This window comes from Christiangramia crocea, assembly GCF_022410465.1.
In the GTDB taxonomy this organism is placed as follows: Bacteria; Bacteroidota; Bacteroidia; order Flavobacteriales; family Flavobacteriaceae; genus Christiangramia; species Christiangramia crocea.
On record NZ_JAJSON010000030.1, the window covers coordinates 147,970 to 169,718 of the forward strand.

The window sequence follows — 21,749 nt, forward strand, 5'->3', positions numbered from 1 at the left end:
TTTCTTTATTATTTTTTTTGTTTTTTCTGTTGCTCTTCAGCCTGTTCCATCATTTCCTGGAACTTTCTGGTAAACCTGTTCTGTTTCTTAGGTTTCTTTTTATTTTCCTGAATCTTCGCATGTATCTTGTCTTCATCGATGATCGCGTATTTGATCACAAGCATGATCCCGATGGTAATCAGGTTAGAAGTGAAATAGTATAACGATAGTCCACTCGCATAGTTATTAAAGAAGAATAACATGATGAGGGGAGAAAGATACATCAGGAACTTCATATTTGGCATTCCTGGTTGCTGGCTTGCCTGCATGTTCTGCCCGGTGGTCATCATCATATAAATGAATATAGCTATCGAGGCCAGAATAGGGAAGAGGCTCACATGGTCTCCGTAGAATGGTATATGGAAAGGCAATTCCGCTATGGTATCATAACTGGAAAGGTCATCTGCCCAAAGGAAACTTTTCTGTCTTAGCTGAAAAGCACTCGGGAAGAACTGGAACAATGCATAGAAAATCGGGATCTGCATCAGTGCTGGCAGACATCCGCTCATAGGGCTGGCTCCAGCCTTACTATACAGCTTCATGGTTTCCTGCTGCTTCTTCATGGCATTATCCTTATACTTCTCATTGATCTCGTTGATCTCCGGTTTCAATACCTTCATCTTGGCCTGAGAGAGGTAAGATTTGTAGGTGACGGGAGATAGAAGAATCCTAACAACTATTGTCATTACAATAATTGCAATACCATAGCTTGGAAGGAAACCACTTAGAAATGCAAAGAATGGAATAAAGAGGTATTTGTTGATCCATCCGAAAATTCCCCATCCCAGAGGAACAATTTCGTCAAGGTTACGATCATAATCGTTCAGGATCTTGTAATCTGTAGGACCATAATACCAGTTCATATTATAATTAAGCTCACCCGCCTTTAATTCAAGAGGAATTGTTGATGCGAACTCTTTGGTATAAACTGTATCTATCTCCTCATCTTCCACCAGATTCTTGGAAGTGAACTTGGAAGTAGTAAAAGGCGTATCAGTTAAAAGGATAGAAGTAAAGAAATGTTGCTTATATGCAATATAGCTTATATTGGTATCTTCATCTTCTTCAACTGAGCCTTGTCCAAGATAATCATCATCACCGCCATCATATTCATAAATAAGCTCGGTATAACGGTTTTCGTAAGAAATACTTTTGGCGTGGCGATAGCCTTTGAGTTTCCAGTTGAGAACAGGGTTTTGAGAAGTATTCAGCACATCTGTTAGTCCCTCTGAACGTATGCTGAAATCCAGCATGTATTCGCCGGGTCTCATCGCATAACGATATTCCAGATATTCATCTTCAGAAACCTTCAATTTCATTGAAAGGATCTGGTTGCCATTATTTTCGGTTAATTCAGGTTCAAAATACAGATTTTCAGTATTTAGTGTTCTTCCATCTGTAGTGGTGAAGTTCATATTCAGAGAAGCATTCCCGTCTTTGATAAGGTGAACAGGAATTGAATCGAAGGTCTTATAATTCTTAAGTCGGGCTTCCTCAATATAACCACCTTTATTGGAGATCTTTAACTCCAGAAGGTCGTTTTCAATGGTAGTAATACCTCCTTCTGCAGAAGCAAGGGTTTCAGAATAACCAAAGGCTCCCAGGCGACGCTGAGCATCTGCCAGAGCAGTAGAATCATCCTGCACTGTTCGGGTTTCAGGTTCCTGTTCCGAAGTTTCAGGCTGGGGGGAGGCATCTTCTACCTGTTCGGTTTTAGTCTCTTCAACCGCACCTTCTTCTGGTGTATTATTGTAGAGCATCCAGATTAGGATAGCTCCGATGAGTAAAAATCCAATTATGGATTGAACGTCTATTTTCTTTTCTTCCATTATTTAATTTTGCTTATGCTTCCTTGGTCAAAAAAACGGCCAATTTTATTTCTGTGCCATCTTGGCATTCTTGTGTTCTACGGAATGTTCGTGTGCAGCCTTTACAAAAGAAACAAACAGAGGATGTGGACTGGCAACCGTACTTTTATATTCGGGATGATACTGCACCCCTACAAACCACGGATGATCCTTTAGTTCTATAATCTCAACAAGGCCAGTTTCGGGGTTTATTCCGGTGCTTGCCATTCCCGCGTTCTCAAGCTGTTCCTTATACTTGTTGTTATATTCATAACGGTGACGGTGGCGCTCCTTTATCATATCGGTATTATAAACACCGTGGATTATGGAGTCCTTGCTTAGCTTACAATCCCAGGCTCCAAGACGCATGGTACCTCCTTTATGAGTCACTTTCTTTTGAGCTTCCATCAGGTCAATAACCGGATGTTTTGTATCGGCATCCATTTCGGTAGAATTGGCATCTTTTAACTGAAGTACATTCCGGGCAAATTCAATGACCGCCATTTGCATCCCAAGGCAAATTCCCAGGAATGGCAGATTATTTTCCCGGGCGTAGCGAACCGCATCTATCTTTCCTTCTATTCCTCTTTCCCCAAATCCGGGAGCAACCAGGATTCCGTCAAGATGGCTTATTTTATTATGAATGGTGCTATCGTTTATAAATTCGGAATGTATGTACTCAACATTCACCGATACTTCATTTTCGGCACCGGCGTGGATGAACGATTCCAGAATTGATTTGTAGCTATCCTGAAGTTCAACATATTTTCCGATCAAACCAATATGCACTTCGGCTTTGGGGTTTTTATGTCTTTGTAAAAACTGGTTCCAGCGCTCAAGATTAGGAGTGGTGTCATCTGGTAATGCCAGTTTCTTTAAAGTGACCGTATCCAGACCTTCCTTGAGCATCATATTTGGAACATCATAGATAGTGGGAGCATCGATGCTCTGTATCACTGCTTCCTGGCGAACGTTACAGAATATTGCCAGTTTTCTACGAATATCATCTGAAAGCTCGTGCTCAGTACGGCATACCAGGATGTCGGCTTTAATTCCGCTTTCCATGAGCGTTTTCACACTGTGTTGAGTAGGCTTCGTTTTCAGCTCACCTGCGGCTGAAAGATATGGCACAAGCGTGAGGTGAATTACAAGGGCGTTATCATCCCCAAGTTCCCATTTTAACTGTCTTACCGCTTCAATATATGGCAGGGACTCAATATCACCTACAGTACCGCCTATCTCGGTGATCACAATATCGTAATCGCCATTCTGGCCAAGTATCTGTATCCTTTCTTTTATCTCATTTGTAATATGAGGAACTACCTGAACGGTTTTTCCAAGAAATTCTCCACGGCGTTCTTTTTCGATCACACTCTGGTAGATCCTCCCTGTAGTTACATTGTTTGCCTGTGAAGTATTTACATTGAGGAAACGCTCATAATGGCCAAGATCAAGATCGGTTTCCGCTCCGTCTTCGGTAACATAACATTCCCCATGCTCATAAGGATTAAGGGTCCCGGGATCTACGTTTATATAAGGATCAAGTTTCTGAATAGTGGTTTTAAAACCACGCGCCTGCAACAACTTTGCTAGCGAAGCTGCAATAATCCCCTTTCCCAGGGAAGAAGACACACCTCCGGTTACAAATATATACTTGGTATTGGCCATTTTATTCTTGTTTGTTGTGTTGTTTTATTCAGGGCGCTAAATTACAAAGAAGAATAGAAAAAGCTGCTAATTTATAGGCCTAATATTAAGAGCTTCTTCCCGGCAGGTGTTTATTGATTTATGGTCTTGGGTATCTTTTTCTTATCTGTCTCAGTAGTCCCTCCAGGCTGTTAATTTTCAGCTCAAAGACCTGTTGCAGCTGGTCTCCCAGTTTTCCGGGAGGAAAGCCTTTCTGCCGGAACCATACATAATATGGTTCGGGTATTTCGGAAAGATAGTAACCTTTATATTTGCCAAAATGCATTTTTGCATAGGCCAGTTCAAGGAGTTTTTCGGAATCAGGAGTTATCTTCAACTTTGACTTCGATTAGTTTAGAGATCTTTTTGAATTTATCTTTTGTCATGGGTTTTACCATATATTTGATAACACAGGGGTGGTCCTGGGCTTTATCCCGGTCAATTTTACTGGTACTGGAAGTAAGAATTATAATTTTATAATTTTTCCCCTCAATTTTCAATTCTTCCAGGAATTCCCAGCCATTCATTACTGGCATATTCAGGTCCAGAAATATCAGAGCATCATCATCGCCTTTAATTACTTCTAGCGCCTTTTGGGGATCGGTGAACTCATTTATGGAGCCCTTATAGCCTTCCAGTTCTAAAAGTTTTCTGGTTATAAAATTTGCTATTGGCTGATCATCCACCAGATAGACCTTTTCCATTTTTTATTTGCCTTTAATTAACCAGGTCTTCAGGCCTAAATGACTCACGAAATATAAACAAAAAGAGTTCTGGCGTTAAAATAAATCATTTGGATATGCCATTATATCCATTTATCAAAACTAATCTTTTTCGCACAAAGTTCGAAACAGGATGTAGGAATTATATTATTATGTAGCGGAGTTAAATATTTGGTAATCCTAATAGGCCTTTAAAGATGTCTTTTTAGTTTTATGCCACGGAAAATGAAACTGGAAAATGGCAATATTCGGATCTATCATAAAAAGTCTTATCGATTTAAAAGAAAGCCTTACCCCTGGTGGCGAACCTAATAAGGATCAGGAAGAAGTTCTAAGAACACTTTTAAAGAAAGCCAAAGACACAGCCTTCGGTAAACATTACGAGTTCGAAAAGATCCTGACATCTGAAGATATAAGAAAAAGTTTTGCTGAGACCATTCCTTATTTTGATTACAATAAAATAGACAGGGAATGGTGGCATAAATATCAAGAAGGCGAGGAGAATGTTACCTGGCCGGGGAAACCGCCTTATTTTGCCTTAAGTTCTGGAACCACGGGAAAAGGCAGTAAAAGGATTCCCGTAACTGATGATATGCTGGAGTCTATTAGAAAAGCGGGGATTAAACAAATTAGTGCTTTGAGCAATTTTGACCTGCCCCCGGATTTTTTCGAAAAGGAAATTATGATGCTTGGTAGTTCTACAGATCTTCAAAACGAAGGCAGTCATAGAGAAGGAGAAATAAGTGGGATTAGTGCCAGCAATATACCTTTCTGGTTTCGAAGTTATTATAAGCCGGGTGAGGAGATATCGAAGATCGATGAATGGGATGAAAGGGTTCAGAAAATTGCTGAAAATGCCAGGAATTGGGACATAGGTGCCCTGAGTGGTATTCCCTCCTGGATGGAACTTATGTTGAAGAAGGTTATAGAATACAATAACCTGGAAAATATTCATGAAATATGGCCTAACCTTCAGGTATATGCTTCAGGAGGAGTTGCATTTGAGCCCTATGAAAAAAGCTTTGAAAAATTATGGGGCAGGCCCGTTCAGGTAATCGATACTTACCTGGCTTCAGAAGGATTCCTTGCCATTCAGAACCGGCCTGAAACCCATGCGATGAAACTTATCCTGGATAACGGGGTGTATTTTGAATTTGTTCCCTTTAAACCGGAATATATAAATCAGGACGGGTCAATAACAGATGATGCCCCTGCTATATCTTTAGCCGAGGTCAGGGAGGAAGAAGAATATGTGTTATTGATTTCCACCGTTAGCGGAGCCTGGAGATATATTATTGGAGATACCATTAAATTTACTGATAAAGAGAAATACGAGATAAGGATCACAGGCAGGACTAAATTCTTTCTAAATGTGGTTGGGTCACAGCTTTCAGTAAATAAAATGAACGATGCAGTAAAAGACCTGGAGAACCAGTTTGATATGAGAATCCCGGAATTTGTGGTGGCTGCGAAAAGAGGAGAAGATGGAGAGTATTACCATTACTGGTACCTGGGAACCGAGGATAAAAAGAATGAGGTCCAGCTTGCAGAAGCACTGGACAGTTCCCTTCAGGAAGCTAATAAGAATTACAAGGTTGCCAGATCCAAGGCTTTAAAAGGTGTGAAGGTTAACCTTGTAGACCCCCACATGTTCCATGAATGGAATGCAGTAAATAAGAAAAAAGGCGGGCAGGTGAAAATGGAGAAAGTGATGAATGAAGAAAAATTTGATGAATGGGAAGCCTTCGTTAAAGATAATCAGGAACGTGGCTAATCTCCTTCTCCGTGAATTTCATCAATTAGAACCATGATCTCTTCCTGCGAGAGATAAAGGTCTTCAATCCTGGCCTTATAGGTATCAGAAAGCCTGGAATGATTTAAAATAAAATCTTTGGTGGCAATGATCTGTTCTCCCAGACCGTGATTTACGGCATAGGTGTCGGCCGCTCTTTCAGCTTCCCGGATATAATTCTTAGAAGTAATATATTTAATACCAAACCATAAAAGGCCTGCTGAAGATCTCTCCCGGTAATCCATGATATGGCCCAGCTCATGACCTATCCAACCTATAAGGACTTCAGACGGCACCATACTAATATCAAACTTTTCATCTTCTATGCTGAATTCCTTATTGATAAAAATTAGATAACTCCTGTTCTTTCTTTTTTTGAATAGCCCCCCAATTTTCGGCTGGGCCTGCATAAAGGATTTTTTGATGTTCTTTTTGAAGCGGAATTCAATAGGAGTATCCTTTAATTCAGGATAGTGTGATAGAGCTACATAGGCTTCACGCCAGATGACATCTGGCACAATCTTATTATTGAATTTAAGGCTGTCTTTCTGTTGCATGGATGGTTGCTGGGAATAACAGGCAGGCACAAGGATAAAGAAACTAAGTATAAAATATGCTTTTCTAATTATGCCTGTCATGTTTTTGTGTTGTTTTCCAAATTACAACAAAATTGATGCCTCGAAAAGTTTCATATTTTAAAATAGACTTAAAATATGATAAGACTTAAACAAAAAAAGCAGGCCTTTTAGCCTGCTTTAAGATAATATGTTTTTGGAGCTTTAGCTCTGCATAATTTCCTGTAATCTCTTCTGTAACTCAGCATCTGTTCTAAGTGCCATTGCCACCTGCTGATATCTTTCCATACTCAGTTCACTTTCAGAAATAACTTCTTGCATTTCTTTTTGGAATTTAGGCTGGATGGTTTCAAGCTCAGCAACAACCAGCTCGTATTTCTTATCCTCTTCTTCAGAAGTTTCAACTTCTTTGTTTGGATCCATTTTCGCCTGGTGGATCTCGTTGAACCTTTGAAGTTCAAACTCTTCATCCTGTACCACCGCGATCATTTCTTGTTGTGCCTTCTGGTTTATCATTCTCATTTGCTGAAAAACCTGGGCAAACTGGGTAAGCTCGCTATCACTTACTTCAATTTTTTCCTGTGGTTGTGGCATTGTTGGGGTTTGAGCCATCACAGAGGTGCTTCCCATTATAAATACCAAAAGTAAACTGCTGAATAATTTCGTCAATTTCATATTTTTTCTTTTCAAATTTGAAGCGCGTAAGCTATACTTATGGAGTCCCAAATCCAAAGCTTTATGAAAATGAAATCAACTATTAAGAAAAGATTAACAAAATAAAATCTGTCGTGTTAATGGATTCCATAAACATTAGGCCACAATTCTTATAATCTCACCATTTGGTTTACCTAAAACCGATTTTTTATAACCATCAACAACCTTATTCATAGGCACCGGTGTATGACCGGGAAAGTAGTCCTCATATTTCTCTATAGCATCCTCAACAAGGTCGGCCGAAACCGCATTGATCCTCATGCCATTCTCGAGTTCCAGTGAAACTGCCTTTACAAAACTGTGAAGGCCTCCGTTTACCAGGGCGGCACTCGTGGTCTTATCTACAGGATGATCTGCCAGAATTCCGCTTGTAAGGGTGAAAGAACCTCCAGGATTCAGATAATTTATTCCGATTCTCACCAGATTGACCTGTCCCATCAGTTTATTTTTTATTCCAACATAAAAATCATTTTCAGAAAGGTCTTCAAAGTTATCCCATTTGGCCTCACCTGCTATACAAACCACGGCATCGAGTTTCCCCGATCTCTCAAACATCTTTTCAATGGATGCTGAATCTGAGATATCAACCTGGATGTCACCGGTAGATTTTCCCACTGGAATAATATCGTGTTTTTGAGCAAGGGCTTCTGAAACTTTTTTACCGATGGTTCCATTAGCTCCAATAATCAAAATCTTCATTTATACCTATTTTTCATTTATTAATCTGTAAATCAAAATGGCTGTTCTCTTGGTAAGAGCTTCAAAGGTATTAAGGTTAACTGTTTCTTCGGGAGTATGGGCTCCAGAGCCCATGGTTCCAAGTCCGTCAAGACCATCTACATATTCAGCTATAAAGGAAATATCCGCTGCTCCCCGTTTTGCCGGGTCATAGGCCATTACTTCGCCCTGTCCCAGGTCCAGACTAACCTGATTAAGTTTCTTAAGTAATCTCATATTCCCGTCAGTTGGCCCCATTGCCGGGTAGCTGTCTGTGAAGCTTATACTGGCATTGGTGTGCGGCAGATTATTTTCTGCTATTTCTCTCATTTTATCACGGGTTCTTTCTTTTTGTTCTTCCGAAATGAAGCGCAAACCACCCTCAACCATCGCAGTTTGAGAGACCACATTGGTCTTTCCGAAGGCAGTTCCTTTACTCTTCTTTTCATCATATTCCACGAAGGTACCCCCGAGTAGTACGCCGGGATTAAAAGTTAGAAATTCTTCACCTCTGACTTTGGTATAAAATTCATTTAAGATTCGCGACATTTCAAAGATCGCACCTGCGCCGGTATTTTCTGAAAAGATCCCTGAAGAATGCGCTCTTTTCCCTGAAGTTTCAAGCTTCCATCCCGAAGCTCCCCTTCTGGCAATGGTGGCATAATTGAAACCTGTGGAAGTCTCAAAACCCAATGCTATATCACTTCTTTTTGCTGCATCTATCAGGTCTTTTCGGCTTATTGAAAGAGGCTTTCCGGTGCTTTCTTCATCTCCGGTAAAAGCAACGATAATTTGAGAATCCTCAAGTAAATCATTGTCTTTTAAGGCTTTTAAGGCATACAATATGATCACATTTCCGCCTTTCATATCATTACCTCCCGGTGCATGGGCAACACTGTCGTTGATCATTTCAAAGGTCTGGAACGGGCTGTCTTCTTCAAAGACCGTATCCAGGTGACCTATCAAAAGCAGTTTTTTGCCTTTATCCCCTTCAGTTGAAGCGAATAAATGACCGGCACGATTCATTTCAGCAGGCATGGGAATCCAGCGTGTTTCCATCCCGATATTATCAAAGGCCTCCTTAAAAACCATTCCGGTTTCTTTCACTCCTTCCAGATTTAAGGTGCCACTATTGACATTCACTACTTTTTCCAGGAAACTAATGGCCTGACTATTATTCTCCTCTACAGATTTTATGATCTTACGTTCAGTTCTTGATAATTTCTGGGCATAGAACTGCTGGGGAATACCAAAGAGAACGAATAAAAGACTTAATTTAAACAGGCTAATTCTCATGTTGTTGGTCATTGGGTTTTTATTTTTATTAAAAAATTCAGGAGTTTATTTTTCAGAATCAGGTATAGGAGGTGGGCCATCGGGAATAATAGATTCATAGACAGCATCGCCTTTTCGCTCCTTATACTCGGCCTTTACTTTTTCAACCATTTCAGGATTCTTAAAAAGATCCAGCATTGTCATGGACATTGCTTTTCCGGCATAAAGCATTCCTTTATGACCAATGCTCATTCCTCCACAGGCTACCACAGCCCAGGAATGCCAGGGAGTATCTTTTGGTGCGGTTGTTACACTCAAATTAATATTTGGTACATTCCAGCTTACATCGCCAACATCTGTGGAGCCGCCTCCCGGATGTTCTTTTGTTTCTTCCAGGGCTTTAATTTCAGAATCCATTCCCACCATCTCTTTATTTGTAGCTTTCTGGATTTTCTTTCCAAATTCTATTTCTTCATCTGTATACTGAATAGGCCCCAGTAGCTCCAGGTTATTTTGCATGATCTTTCCACCTTCTCGATTAACCAGAGTTTCATAGATTCCTGAAATAAGAGATACCTTATAATCTACATTAGCCATAATGGCTGCGCCTTCAGCCATTTTTTTTGCATGTTCGTAAACCGGCATCAATCCATCCCTTTTTGTATCCCTAACCCGCATCCATAAAAGAGAATAGTCGGGTACCACATTCACTACCTGTCCACCATCCTGTATATGGTAATGCATTCTTACTGTAGGTTTCACATGTTCCCGGTAGTAGTTCACCCCAGTGGTATAAAGTTCCAGGGCGTCTGAGGCACTTCTGCCATTCCACGGATCGGCCGAAGCATGAGCAGCCTGTCCAAAAAATTCAATCTTGAAATCTACCAGTGCCAGTGAGCTTTGAACATCAGCTTCAGTCTTGGCTCCGGGATGCCAGCTTATATTTACATCTACATCATCCCACAAACCTGCATCTACCATCCAGATCTTTCCAAAATATTTTTCTTCACTTGGAGTGCCAAAGAATTTTACTGTTCCTTTGATCTCACCTTTCTCGATCATGTCTTTAATAGCAATAGCTGCTGCAAGGCTACCTACTCCAAACAGGTTATGGCCACAACCATGACCTGCAGCTCCTTCCTTAAGTGGTTCTTTTGTGGGCATGGCCTTCTGAGAAATACCCGGTAAGGCATCAAATTCTCCAAGGACACTAATTACCGGAGAACCGCTGCCATAAGTGGCAACAAAAGCGGTCGGTATCCCTGCAACGCCTCTTTCCACGTCAAAACCTTCTTTTTCGGCAAAATCGGCAAGGAGTTTAGCCGACTGGTTTTCTTCAAATGCTGTTTCGGCAAGAGACCAGATCTTATCGCTTAGTTGGATTAATTCATTTTCGCGGGATTCAATAGAATTAATGAGTTCTTTCTTTTCGGTTGGGATTTGTTCCTGTGCATTTACATTAATAACAAGAAGGAACAAAAAGGGGAGTAAAGTTTTTTTCATTAGTGAAAATTTAACTGGATGGAATAATTCGCTCTAAAATAGAAAAAATTGAGTTAAAGGGGCTTTTAGAATATCAATATCTGGCTTATTGCTTTGCATTCTTTTCATAGATAGCGATCCATTCCTTGGGGAGTGATCTTTGAACAAAGTTTTCCTATAAGAAAATAGAAAGTTTCGGTGACAATTTTCAGGCGAATTCAGCTTTTATCCAAATTGCGGTTTTTTGCAGGTTTTACTTTTATTTAGTCACAAACCATTCATGAAGCTCCTTATTTACATTAATTCCGAAATGGCACAAGTCAATATAATTCATATGAAGACGGTTCACAATACCTGCCAAGATTCCAAAAGGCTCCTTCATTTAAATATTCTTACTTTAAATAGATAAAGCAGTCCCACTAATGGCCCCAGGGATAGAAAGATGAAAAGAAAATGGGCATTCAGATAGTTAAACAAATAAGTAAGTAACTGAATGCTTAGAATGGTAATGGAAAAACCTATGCAATTAACTATGGTGAGAGCTGTTCCACGTGATTCCGGAGGGGTGTTTTGAGCTACGAGTGTGGAGAAAAGGGGAGAGTCTGCCACTACCACAAGTCCCCAGAAAATAAGAAATGTAATTAGTAAAAACTGAGAATCCGCTAAGAATATTATGGGAGAAATAATACAGCAAAGGCCTGATAGAAAGAGGGCAGAACCGGCTGTTTTTTTTGTGCCAATTCTTTCTGCAAGATACCCGCCTACCATGCATGCAACCCCTCCCAGGCCAATTATAAAAAAAGATACGAGTGGTATGCTGAATTGAGATCCGGGATGTGTTTGCTGGTAATAGGAGAGGAGTACCGGGGTGAAGGCCCAGAATGCATATAATTCCCACATATGCCCGAAATACCCGAAGGCTGCCGATCTAAAACTGCCATTTCGAAAGACCTTATAAGCTAAACTCAGATCAGGTTTATGTCTTTTAGATCTATAGGGACCATCCGGGACCAGTAATAAAATAAATAAACCTCCCAATCCTGCGAGTATAGATGTGAAAATGATCACCGATCTCCATGGAAGCCGGTTAGTTCCTGAAATTTCTTTGAGTAAATGAGGAAATGCCGTCCCTATTACCAGTGCGCCTACTAAAAAACCCAGTGACTTTCCCAGACCTTTGTCAAAATAATCTGCGGCTATTTTCATCCCAACAGGATAAATTCCTGCCAGCGAAAAACCGGTGAGGAAACGAAAGAGCAAAAGGCTGAAAAGTTCATTGCCTTCCGTTAAGATTCCCAGATTGAATAAGGATCCTAACATTGCACAGGTGAAAAATACCTTTGATGGAGAGAATCTGTCTGAGATGGTTAGAAATGCAAAGGATAGTGTGCCGGTTATAAATCCAAACTGCACTGCAGATGTAAGGTGACCCAATGCTTCGCTATTCAGGTCAAAGCTGAGCATTAGATCATTCATTACCCCGTTGCCGGCAAACCAGAGGGAAGTACAGCAGAATTGTGCGAATACAATAACAGGTAATATCCTACGAGTCACTTTCAATGTAAAGTTTCTTATGGGATATTACCTGTTTCATATGGCAATGATAATAATTTTAATCTTTCAAAGAAGTATCGGGTAGGTTTACATCTTCATCTTTCAGATATTTATCCAGGAAGAGTCTTATCTGTCGGTAGCCCTTGATCTCATTTTCCTTTTTGATGAAACCATGACCTTCATCGGGAAAGACCATGTACTCTACCGGAACATTATTCTCTTTTACCGCTGCCACGATCTCATCCGATTCTACCTGGAGAACCCTGGGGTCGTTGGCTCCCTGTAAAACCATGATTGGATTCTTCACATTTTCAGCATGAAATAGAGGCGAAATTTTCTTAAGCCTGATGGAATCCTGAGTGTTTGGATCGCCGAGCTCTTCGTAAAGTGCGTTCTTAAAAGATTCCCAGTAAGGAGGAATAGAGCGAAGGGTCCTTAACCAGTTGGTGACACCAAATATGTTCACCCCAACTTCAAATTCATCGGGAGCAAAGGTCATGGCTGCCATGGTCATATAACCTCCGTAGCTTCCGCCTATGATCCCGATCTGATCCTTGTTAATATAATCCTGTGAAGCCAGCCATTTTTTACCCCAGATCACATCCTGAAGATCCTTTTCGCCGTGATTCTTGTCGTCCATCTTGTAGAAGCTCGCACCGTACCCGCTGCTTCCGCGATTATTTACGGCCAGGATAGCATATCCATGGTTCACAAGGTACTGGATAAGGGCAAAATATCCCACACGGCTCTGGCCGCCGGGTCCTCCATGTACCCACACCAGAGCAGGCTTTTTATCATCTGCAGAAGCATTTAAAGGTTTGTAGTAGATGGCAGGAATTTCGAGTCCGTCAAAAGACTTATACCTTACCACTTCGGCAGAAACGAGATCATTTGGATCTATTTCAGGATTTAAAGTATTGGTGAGCTTTTTTAATTCGTTGGTATTAAGGTCTACCACGTAAATGTTATTGGGCGTTTTTGAGGTTCCAACGGTTAACCTTAAAAGTTCTTCGCTATCTGAAAAACCGGCCGAAACAATATTTCCATCTGGTATTTCGGGCAGATCGATAGGTTTCCTGGTTTTATTATCCCACATGATAAGTTTATTGGCTCCATCTTCATTAATGGCGATCACCCTGTATTTATCATTTTCGCTTAAACTGCTGTACATCACGTCCCAGTTGGTCTCGTAGAGCACTTCAGAAGTATTATCGGTAAGATCATAGGCCATCAGTCTGCTGAATTCTCCCCCGTGATTGGTGGTATAGTATAATTCAGTTTCGTCCTTATTGAAACCAGTAGGGCTGTAATTAAAGCCGGGCTTTGAGATCTCGGTCATATTTCCGGTTTCCCGGTTCAGGAGAAAAAGTTGGTTCTCGCTGGTAGTGATTGGCTTGGTTAAAGCGAGGAAATTACCGGAATCGGAGATATCAGCGATTCCATAGCCTTCCTTATTTTCATATAACAATTCGGGCTCCCAGGTGCCTACCTTCATTCTGTAGAGGTCAAAGAACTGGGGATCCCTTTTGTTGGAAATATAATACATGTATTCCTCATCCCCGCTCCATCCGGCAAAACTTACCTTCTCCTGCTCTCCAGGAGTGAGATCGGTAGAAGAACCATCTTGTTTAAGAACGTAGATATGGTCTATTTCGTTTCCGCCTTTATCGGCAGAGTAAAGGATTTGATCACTACCGGGCACGTAATCCACTGCAAAGAAGGATTCCTCCTGTGAATTGGTAATGGCTTTTTTAGTTCCATCGGCGATATCGATCTCATAAAGATTGAAGATCCCGGACTCGTCACTGCTTATAAGGAGCTTTGTTTCATCGTTAGAGAAACGCCCGCCGCCTATACGAGTATTCTCGTAGAATTGTTCAATACTGTACTTTTTGGGCTTGGTGTCCTGGGCAAAAACAGTAATGCACAGGAGCAAAATAAGGAAACTTGCTTTTTTCATTTTCTGGTTGTTTAAGTTTGGAAATTGGCTCTAGTGGTTTGAGAACCATTTAAATATACAAAAAAATGAAAATCAGGCTGGCCTTGTTTTAATTAAATAAAAGGCCGGCATTTACAGGAATTCCTGTTTGTTGTTGGTTAGCCGGTGTTTTTCCTCCCCGGTATGCCTGGTCGTCGCAGGTTCAAAAAGCATCACATGAACCTCTTCTTCAGCAATAGGTTTGTGCTCTATCCCACGAGGAACGATAAAGAATTCATTCTCGTTCAACTCGATCGTCTTATCCCGGAACTCGATCTTTAACTTTCCCTTGATGATATAGAACATCTCGTCCTCATCTTTGTGAGAGTGCCAGATGAATTCTCCTTTAAGCTTCGCCAGTTTCACCTGCTGGCCATTTAATTCTCCAACTATTCTCGGGTTCCAGTGATCTGAAAACTGCTCAAATTTCTCTGCGACATTTACCTTTTTCATATTATTCCGGACTTTGATGGTCATAACTTAAAACTCTTTTTAGGATCCATTCTTTGTTTTCCAGAATCCAGACATGTGTGAATTTGGCCGAACTGGTTTTATAAATTTCCTTGCCAGGCTCCTTGATGTAGAAATCATGTATTCCTTTTTGGATGGCACCATACATTTTACCGTTCTGATATAAAGGAAAGACCTTTAAGCTGCCTTTAATGAGTTTTCTAAGTGGTTTTTTATCCGGATTTGAACAGATGTTATTTTTAACATTATTCAGAAAATCATTCTTATTAGTGGTTAAACCTCCCTGATCGTGATAAAATTCGAGGTCTTCACTAATAAAATCCTCAAATTCAGAAATCCTGCATTTATCGAAGCCTTCTATAAAAAGAAGACTATCCTTTTTTTGGAGCTCTTTATAGATCTCCGATTCTTTTGATACCTGACTAAAACCCATCTTTATACTAAAAAGAAGGACTGTGATAATGACTGTTTTTTTCATTTTTCTTAGACCAATGGCTTTGTATTCCTAATCCGGAAAGAATCTGTTTTTCAGAAATCCCGACATGGATAGGGTTTGAATATTATCTCAAATTTAATGATCGTCTTATCTTATTGAACGATTTTTTATAAAAAGTTTAGAGTGATTAGGTTGTATATGAGTGATTTTAAATTAAAAGCATCCGGAAATTCCGGATGCCTTTTTTAATATAACCTGAGTTAATCAGTACTAAAATTCATAGTTCAAGCCTATGCTGAAATTGGTTCCTAACTGGCCCATTTGCTGGACTTCAGAAGAATATAAGAATCTTCCTCCTGCACCAGCAGTGTTTGTTGATGGCAGGGTAATATCTGGATATACATCAAAAATGTTATTGATCACTCCATTAATACTTAACCTGTTTGTAAAATTATAAGCAACAATAAAATCGGTTACTATTTTTGCATCAAGTTCCTGGTCTGTTCCTCCAGATTCAGGTGCCGTTATAGTTACGGTACCAAAACGGGTATTGTTCAATTCCAGGTTCCACTTGTCGAGTTCCTGTGATAATCCCAGGATGATCTTTGATTTTGGTCTTGAATTGGTTATCAAACCTCTTTCTTCACGGGCAAAAATGTTGTATCCGTTTTGGGCTAAAGGTCCGGGTGTGGAAATTGCGTTTATTTCGGTTTCGTTAAAATTCGCTCCCAGGCTGGCTTTAAAGCCAGTAAAGGTATCGTAGTTTAAAACAATATCCGCACCTCTTGTTTTGGTATCTCCGGCGTTGATAAAGAATTGAACTGCCACAACATTATTGTCTTCCAGTATTTGTTCTACAGAGTTTGTGGTTGTAGGGTCCCCATCCTCACCAATTTGTGATGAGAAAAGAATCCTGTCGTCCACATTTATCTGATAGAAATCAAGGGAACCGTAAAAATGCTTGGAGAACTTGTAAGTGATACCAGCTGAAAAGTTTTGAGAGGTCTCGGCAAATAAGCTTGGTACTCCAAGAGCCTGTACAGCAGGGCTGTTATTGGCTAATGTCCCCTGTAAAAGAGGTTCACTAGAACCCGCAACAATGATATACTGACTGTTGGTTAAATGCCTCTGGTGTAATGTTGGTGCTCTGAATCCTGTACTGTAAGATCCTCGAATAGCTCCATTTTCCCCAATTTTAAATCTTCCATTCACTTTCCAGGAAAAGTTATCCCCAAAATCTGAGAAATCTTCATATCTACCAGCCACTCCTAAAAGTAAAGCTTCGGAAATATCATAATCTAACTGGGCATATGCTGCAAAGTTATTTCTGTCCCAGCTACCGGCTTCAGCAGGTTTGATACCCGCGAAAGAATCTGACCCCCCTTTGTAATAGGATCGTTTATCTCCCTCATAGGCATCGAAATATTCCTTTTTGAATTCCAATCCCATTGCCACATTAATATTTTCAACAAGAATTCCATTGATATCAAGGTTACCCATGGCATTTTGAAGACGATAGCCTCCTGGATGAAAAGTGGTTGGGGAAGTACCATTATCAGCTAAATAATCTCTATTCACAGAATTATTCACGGTATAAAAAACTGAGTTTGCACCATAAGTAGCACTTAGATCTGCCCCCCAGGTATCACCCAGTGCGTATTCTAGACCAATAACATTAATGTGGTCATCAATTTCAGCTTCAAATGTTGGCTGGTATCCCTTAAAGTCTTCAGGTCTTGTAAGAAATCCTGCATCGGCAACACCTCTTCTCCAATAGGGCGCTCTGTAATACGCAAAACTACGGCCTGTTCTTGTGGTGTATCCATGGAAGGAATAGAACTCTCCATTCTCACCTACTGGATGCGCAAGATTTACAAACAGGTCCTTTTTTTCCATATCAGGTTGTCCAACCTTCATCCCAAGATCTGGATTATCCATTGCCCACTGTACTTCATTGGGACGAGCATCGGGAGGTAAGTCATCTGTTCCCGGTGTTCCAGGTCTGTTTGTCAGCTTTTGTTTGTAATACCCAAGAGTTAAGTTAATATATCCATTATCTCCAAAATTGAAGGCTGTATTCAGGTCTGAAGCAAAATTAAAGCCATCTCCTTCAGAAGTGATCCCTGTTCTTGTATTGAAAGTAGTGTACTGAACGTCTTCTTTTAAAACCATGTTTATAACGCCTGCGATCGCATCAGACCCATACTGTGCCGAAGCACCATCTCTTAATACTTCCACATTTGCTATTGCAGCAGTAGGAATACTCTTTAAGTCTACTCCAACCTCTCCTTTTCCAGGAGTACGGTTCAAATATACCTGAGCGCTCTGGTTTTTTCTTTTGCCATTTACCAGTACCAATGTTCTACTTGGACCTAATCCCCTCAAATCTGCAGGATCATAATGTGCAGTTGCATCTGATATTGCCTGGTTCTGAGCATTGAAAGAAGGAACCTTAAAGGTTAACATTCTGTCTATTGTGGGTTTTCCACTCCCTGTTAGTTCCTTAACACCAATATTATCTATGGCATTTGGTGATTCCAGAATGGTTCTGGGCTTGGTCCGGTTACCGGTAACTACAACTTCGTCAAGTCCGAATCCAGACTCCACCAGTGTAATGATTATTTCCTGATCTGGAGAAGTAATACTTTGTTCCTTTTTTTCATAACCAACATAGGAGGCGATTAAGGTCGTTGGAAGTTGGGTGACTTCAAATTCAAAATTTCCAGTCTCGTCAGTTGTAGTACCATTAGCGGTTCCTTTTTCCTGAATAGTTGCGAAGGGAATACCTTCTCCCTTTTCATCAAGTAATTTTCCTGATATAGGAGTCTGTGCCCATGTAGAGATGGGGATAAACAGTAACAGGAAAAGAATTTTTAAACGTGTTAATTTTGTTAACATAATTAGTAAATGTGTTTAGTTAGAATGACAATGTTAAGCAAATATTAACAATATATACCCAGAAGTGGGTATATATTCTATAAATATGAGATTCCCTATAACATAAAATTTTAAATATTTCAGAGGTCAAATGGCTATATTTAGGCTCAATTTGGATAAATAACTTCTTAATATGTTACGTACTTCTTCAACAATCTTTTTCCTTCTATTTGTGAGCCTTGGTTTTACACAGGTTCAAAAAGAATTCGATTATCTGGATGTCTTTCAGTTGGAATATACCGCAGATCCGCAGATATCCCCTGATGGCGATTATGTGGTCTACCGACGAACCGGATTCGATATCATGAAAGATAAATCGAAAGGTAATCTTTGGATCGCTGGTGTGAAAAACCCTAAAGTTCATCATAAACTAAGCACCAGGGAGGTGAACGAAAGCAATGCTCGCTGGTCTCCTTCAGGAGATCGTATCGCTTTCGTAAGAAGTACCGATGAGGGTAGTGAAATCTATCTTTACTGGACGGAAACAGGTGCAATAGCACGACTTACACAAATAGAGAACAGTCCCTCCTCACTGGAATGGTCTCCCGATGGTGAGTCTATTGCATTTACCATGAAAGTAAACGCGAAAGCTCCCGTGATCGCGAAAATGCCGGAAAAACCTGAAAAAGCAGAATGGGCCAAAGCTCCGAGAATTACTGATCGATTAAAGCATGAGGCTGATGGAAGCGGTTATATCAAGCCCGGTTTTACTCATATTTTTACTATCCCGGCTGAAGGAGGAACACCCAGACAGCTCACTTCTGGAGATTATAATCATTCCGGAAGTCTTTCATGGTCTCCCGATGGTAGTAAAATATTCTTTTCGGCAAACCGAAATGAAGACTGGGAATATGATTTCAGGAACAGCGAAGTATATTCTGTAAATGTGAATAACGGAAGGATTGAACAATTAACTGAAAGAAGCGGTCCGGATGGATCCCCTGTAGTTTCACCCAATGGAAAATATATAGCCTATCTGAGCTTTGAAGATAAAGTGCAGGCCTATCAGATTGAACAATTGCATCTCATGAATATGGATGGAAGTGAGAAGAACCTGATTTCCGGAGGACTGGACAGGAATATAAGTGAACTTGTGTGGGCATCTAACAGTAAAGGACTTTACTTTAAATACAATGACCTTGGAGTCACAAAGATCGGCTATATGGACCTGAATGGAAAGCTGACAGATATTACTTCAGATGTTGGAGGTACGACTTTGGGCCGTCCCTATGCGAGCGGAAGTTACAGTGTTTCAGAAGATGGAAAAATAGCCTATACTCTTAGTAAACCTAACCGTCCGGCAGATGTCGCAATTATCGAAAAAGGAGATAATCAGCCCCAGATTCTTACTGGAGTGAACGAAGATCTGTTAGCACATAGAAATCTTGGTAAAGTAGAGGAAATATGGTATAAATCATCAGTTGACCAAAGGGATATTCAGGGTTGGATAGTTTATCCGCCAAACTTCGATGAGAATAAAACCTATCCTTTACTGGTTGAAAACCATGGAGGGCCTATCCTTAATTACGGACCTCATTTTTCAGCTGAGATCCAGTTATATGCTTCCCAGGGTTATGTGGTTTTTTACCCTAATCCGCGAGGCAGCACAAGTTACGGTGAAGAGTTTGGAAACCTGCTTTATAACAATTATCCTGGAGAAGATTATAACGATGTCATGGATGGAGTAGATAAGGTAATTGAAAAAGGATTCATTAATACCGATGAGCTTTTTGTTACCGGTGGTAGTGCCGGTGGCATCATGACGGCATGGATTATCGGGAAGACTGATCGTTTTGCGGCAGCGGTCGTGGCAAAACCAGTCATGAACTGGATAAGCAAAACCCTGGTGGCCGACAATTATTTTGGTTATGCTGAATCCAGATATCCGGGGCAGCCATGGGAAAATTTTGAAGGTTACTGGAAGTTTTCTCCACTTTCTCTGGTTGGAAATGTTGAAACTCCCACCATGGTCATGGTGGGAATGGATGATCTAAGGACCCCGCCAAGTGAGGCAAAGCAACTGTATCATGCCTTAAAATTGAGAAAAGTAGAAACAGTTCTTGTTGAAATTCCCGAAGCTTCACATGGAATTGCGGCAAGGCCAAGCAATTTGATTACAAAAGTGGCGCATACCCTGGCCTGGTTCGAAAAGTTCAGGTCCAAAGATGATCAGGACTGATCCTGCATAGCACATTCAAAACATTGAAGCATCTCATTGCTTAAGCTAAGCTCTTCAGAACCTTTAAGATGCTCGGAGAGCTTTCCTTTTTCCTGAATGATATTATGGAAATTCTTAGCGTAATCCTTTAAATCTTTTCGCCGACTTTTTATTTTTAATGTTATTTCCTGCCGGTCCAGTTTTGAAATAGCTTCAGGCCATACCTTGAATGCTTCATCTATTTTTTCATCTGTCATCACATTTTGCAAATCCTCAGCCTGTTCAATAAATACTTCTTCCGGGGTGTTCCATAAGAAATAGCGGTCAAAAGGATAGACAAGCCCGGGCATATAATCCACCTCCTTTTCAAAGGGACGCACAAGGGGTTCAATGTTCTTATTTGTAAGGATCTCAGCAATTACTCCGCTAAGATTAAAGAAGGCATTATCTCTGTCACCGGCAATCGGGATTGCATTCATTTCATCATTCCTTTCCTGAAGGGCCCAGCCCCATTGCTCAGCATGCCGGTCCCAGTCACCTATCAAAATATCAAACAACCTAAGCCTCACCAATGCAGACCGATCTATATTCAGTTTTTCCGGATTTTTCTGCTTTAGTTCCTGCAGGTCGTCGGTTTCTACAATTTCCTTTATATTTTCAAGAGAAGTCCAGTTTTTTTCACCTTCGGTTTCATATTCAAGAAGATAGAGCCGGTTACCATATTTCTCGTTATAATCATCTAATCTCTCCTGTTTAGGTATGAAAACAAGCCTGGGATGGGTATGAAAAACTCCGGCAATATCGGCCAGTTCAGCAGCTAAAAGAGCTCCATACGGGTGTTGTGCCGAGATTCCGTCTACAATTATATTTTCAAGGCCGAGCGTCTCGGCTATTTCGGGAATAAGTTCTTCCGGATCTTTGGTGACACTCCTTAAACTGTAAAGTATCCCATTATCGCTTTTTAATCTTAAGGAATGGGTTTGTTTTCCTCCTCCTTCTTTGACGATCTTCATGCCCCCTTTGAGGGTGTCAAGAAATACGATAGGGACCTGAACAGGAGTAGCCCAGGCTTCGCGATAATTTTCTCCCTGCATGAACTGTTTTAAAATATCACCTTCATAAAGGCTGCTGGCAGCGATCAAAACAGAATCATGTTCTCTGAAATCTACTTTATCCAAGTCTTCAAAGCTCTCTATTCTACAAGTTTCAAATTCCTTATCGGTACTGGAGACCGACCAGTAAATAAGTGAAATAAAGAGAATGAATAGAATTGCAACCAAGGCAAATATCTTTTTCATTTAAGATCTGTTTAATGATTTTCGGAATTTAAATCTAGGAAATTACGAAAGAATATCTGTTTTAAAAA

17 protein-coding genes are annotated in these 21,749 nt (G+C 40.5%); 2 read left to right on the forward strand and 15 right to left on the reverse strand.

The window, feature by feature from the left end:
* Positions 1–8 precede the first annotated feature (8 nt).
* The 4 genes from yidC to LU635_RS16830 form a co-directional block, all read right to left on the reverse strand.
* Entirely contained in the window at positions 9–1,868 is a 1,860-nt protein-coding gene (gene yidC / locus LU635_RS16815; protein ID WP_240100756.1) for a membrane protein insertase YidC, read from the reverse strand.
* A 45-nt stretch (positions 1,869–1,913) separates the two neighbouring features.
* Positions 1,914–3,554, reverse strand: coding sequence for a CTP synthase (locus tag LU635_RS16820; RefSeq protein ID WP_240100757.1), 1,641 nt, complete (start codon positions 3,552–3,554; stop codon positions 1,914–1,916).
* 118 nt (positions 3,555–3,672) lie between these two features.
* Positions 3,673–3,909: a DUF3820 family protein gene (locus LU635_RS16825; protein ID WP_240100758.1), complete on the reverse strand. Its 237-nt coding sequence runs from the start codon at positions 3,907–3,909 to the stop codon at positions 3,673–3,675.
* Complete coding sequence (locus LU635_RS16830) at positions 3,893–4,276, reverse strand: response regulator (RefSeq protein WP_240100759.1); 384 nt, start codon at positions 4,274–4,276, stop codon at positions 3,893–3,895. The genes LU635_RS16825 and LU635_RS16830 overlap by 17 nt, the downstream gene beginning before the upstream one ends.
* Positions 4,277–4,532: 256 nt before the next feature.
* Between LU635_RS16830 and LU635_RS16835 the strand changes: the two genes are divergently transcribed.
* On the forward strand, positions 4,533–6,068 hold the full coding sequence (locus LU635_RS16835; protein WP_240100760.1) for a GH3 family acyl-acid amido synthetase: 1,536 nt from the start codon (positions 4,533–4,535) through the stop codon (positions 6,066–6,068).
* Here LU635_RS16835 and LU635_RS16840 read toward each other — a convergent pair.
* The 10 genes from LU635_RS16840 to LU635_RS16885 form a co-directional block, all read right to left on the reverse strand.
* Positions 6,065–6,724 carry a hypothetical protein gene (locus LU635_RS16840; protein ID WP_240100761.1) on the reverse strand — a complete coding sequence of 220 codons (660 nt, stop codon included), beginning with the start codon at positions 6,722–6,724 and terminating at the stop codon, positions 6,065–6,067. The genes LU635_RS16835 and LU635_RS16840 overlap by 4 nt on opposite strands.
* 141 nt (positions 6,725–6,865) lie before the next feature.
* Entirely contained in the window at positions 6,866–7,336 is a 471-nt protein-coding gene (locus LU635_RS16845; RefSeq protein ID WP_240100762.1) for a DUF4168 domain-containing protein, read from the reverse strand.
* Between the two features lie 135 nt (positions 7,337–7,471).
* Positions 7,472–8,074, reverse strand: a complete 603-nt coding sequence (locus LU635_RS16850) for a short chain dehydrogenase (protein WP_240100763.1) — start codon at positions 8,072–8,074, stop codon at positions 7,472–7,474.
* A 6-nt stretch (positions 8,075–8,080) separates the two neighbouring features.
* Complete coding sequence (locus tag LU635_RS16855; protein WP_240100764.1) at positions 8,081–9,400, reverse strand: M20/M25/M40 family metallo-hydrolase; 1,320 nt, start codon at positions 9,398–9,400, stop codon at positions 8,081–8,083.
* A 33-nt stretch (positions 9,401–9,433) separates the two neighbouring features.
* Entirely contained in the window at positions 9,434–10,870 is a 1,437-nt protein-coding gene (locus LU635_RS16860) for an amidohydrolase (protein ID WP_240100765.1), read from the reverse strand.
* A 357-nt stretch (positions 10,871–11,227) separates the two neighbouring features.
* Positions 11,228–12,409, reverse strand: coding sequence for an MFS transporter (locus LU635_RS16865; protein ID WP_240100766.1), 1,182 nt, complete (start codon positions 12,407–12,409; stop codon positions 11,228–11,230).
* Positions 12,410–12,461: 52 nt separating this feature from the next.
* Complete coding sequence (locus tag LU635_RS16870; RefSeq protein WP_240100767.1) at positions 12,462–14,363, reverse strand: S9 family peptidase; 1,902 nt, start codon at positions 14,361–14,363, stop codon at positions 12,462–12,464.
* A gap of 111 nt (positions 14,364–14,474) precedes the next feature.
* Positions 14,475–14,834 (reverse strand): cupin domain-containing protein, encoded by a 360-nt coding sequence (locus LU635_RS16875; RefSeq protein ID WP_240100768.1) that lies wholly within the window; start codon positions 14,832–14,834, stop codon positions 14,475–14,477.
* Between the two features lies 1 nt (position 14,835).
* The gene (locus LU635_RS16880) at positions 14,836–15,330 is read right to left on the reverse strand and encodes a nuclear transport factor 2 family protein (RefSeq protein ID WP_240100769.1); all 495 of its coding nucleotides are present in this window, start codon (positions 15,328–15,330) and stop codon (positions 14,836–14,838) included.
* A 228-nt stretch (positions 15,331–15,558) separates the two neighbouring features.
* A complete protein-coding gene (locus tag LU635_RS16885; protein WP_240100770.1) occupies positions 15,559–18,186 on the reverse strand; it encodes a TonB-dependent receptor in 2,628 nt (875 codons plus the stop codon).
* Positions 18,187–18,358: 172 nt separating this feature from the next.
* On the opposite strand from LU635_RS16885, the gene LU635_RS16890 reads away from it, so the two are divergent.
* The gene (locus LU635_RS16890) at positions 18,359–20,404 is read left to right on the forward strand and encodes a S9 family peptidase (RefSeq protein WP_240100771.1); all 2,046 of its coding nucleotides are present in this window, start codon (positions 18,359–18,361) and stop codon (positions 20,402–20,404) included.
* Here the strand turns inward: LU635_RS16890 and LU635_RS16895 are convergent.
* The gene (locus tag LU635_RS16895; RefSeq protein ID WP_240100772.1) at positions 20,395–21,681 is read right to left on the reverse strand and encodes a hypothetical protein; all 1,287 of its coding nucleotides are present in this window, start codon (positions 21,679–21,681) and stop codon (positions 20,395–20,397) included. The genes LU635_RS16890 and LU635_RS16895 overlap by 10 nt on opposite strands.
* Positions 21,682–21,749 lie beyond the last annotated feature (68 nt).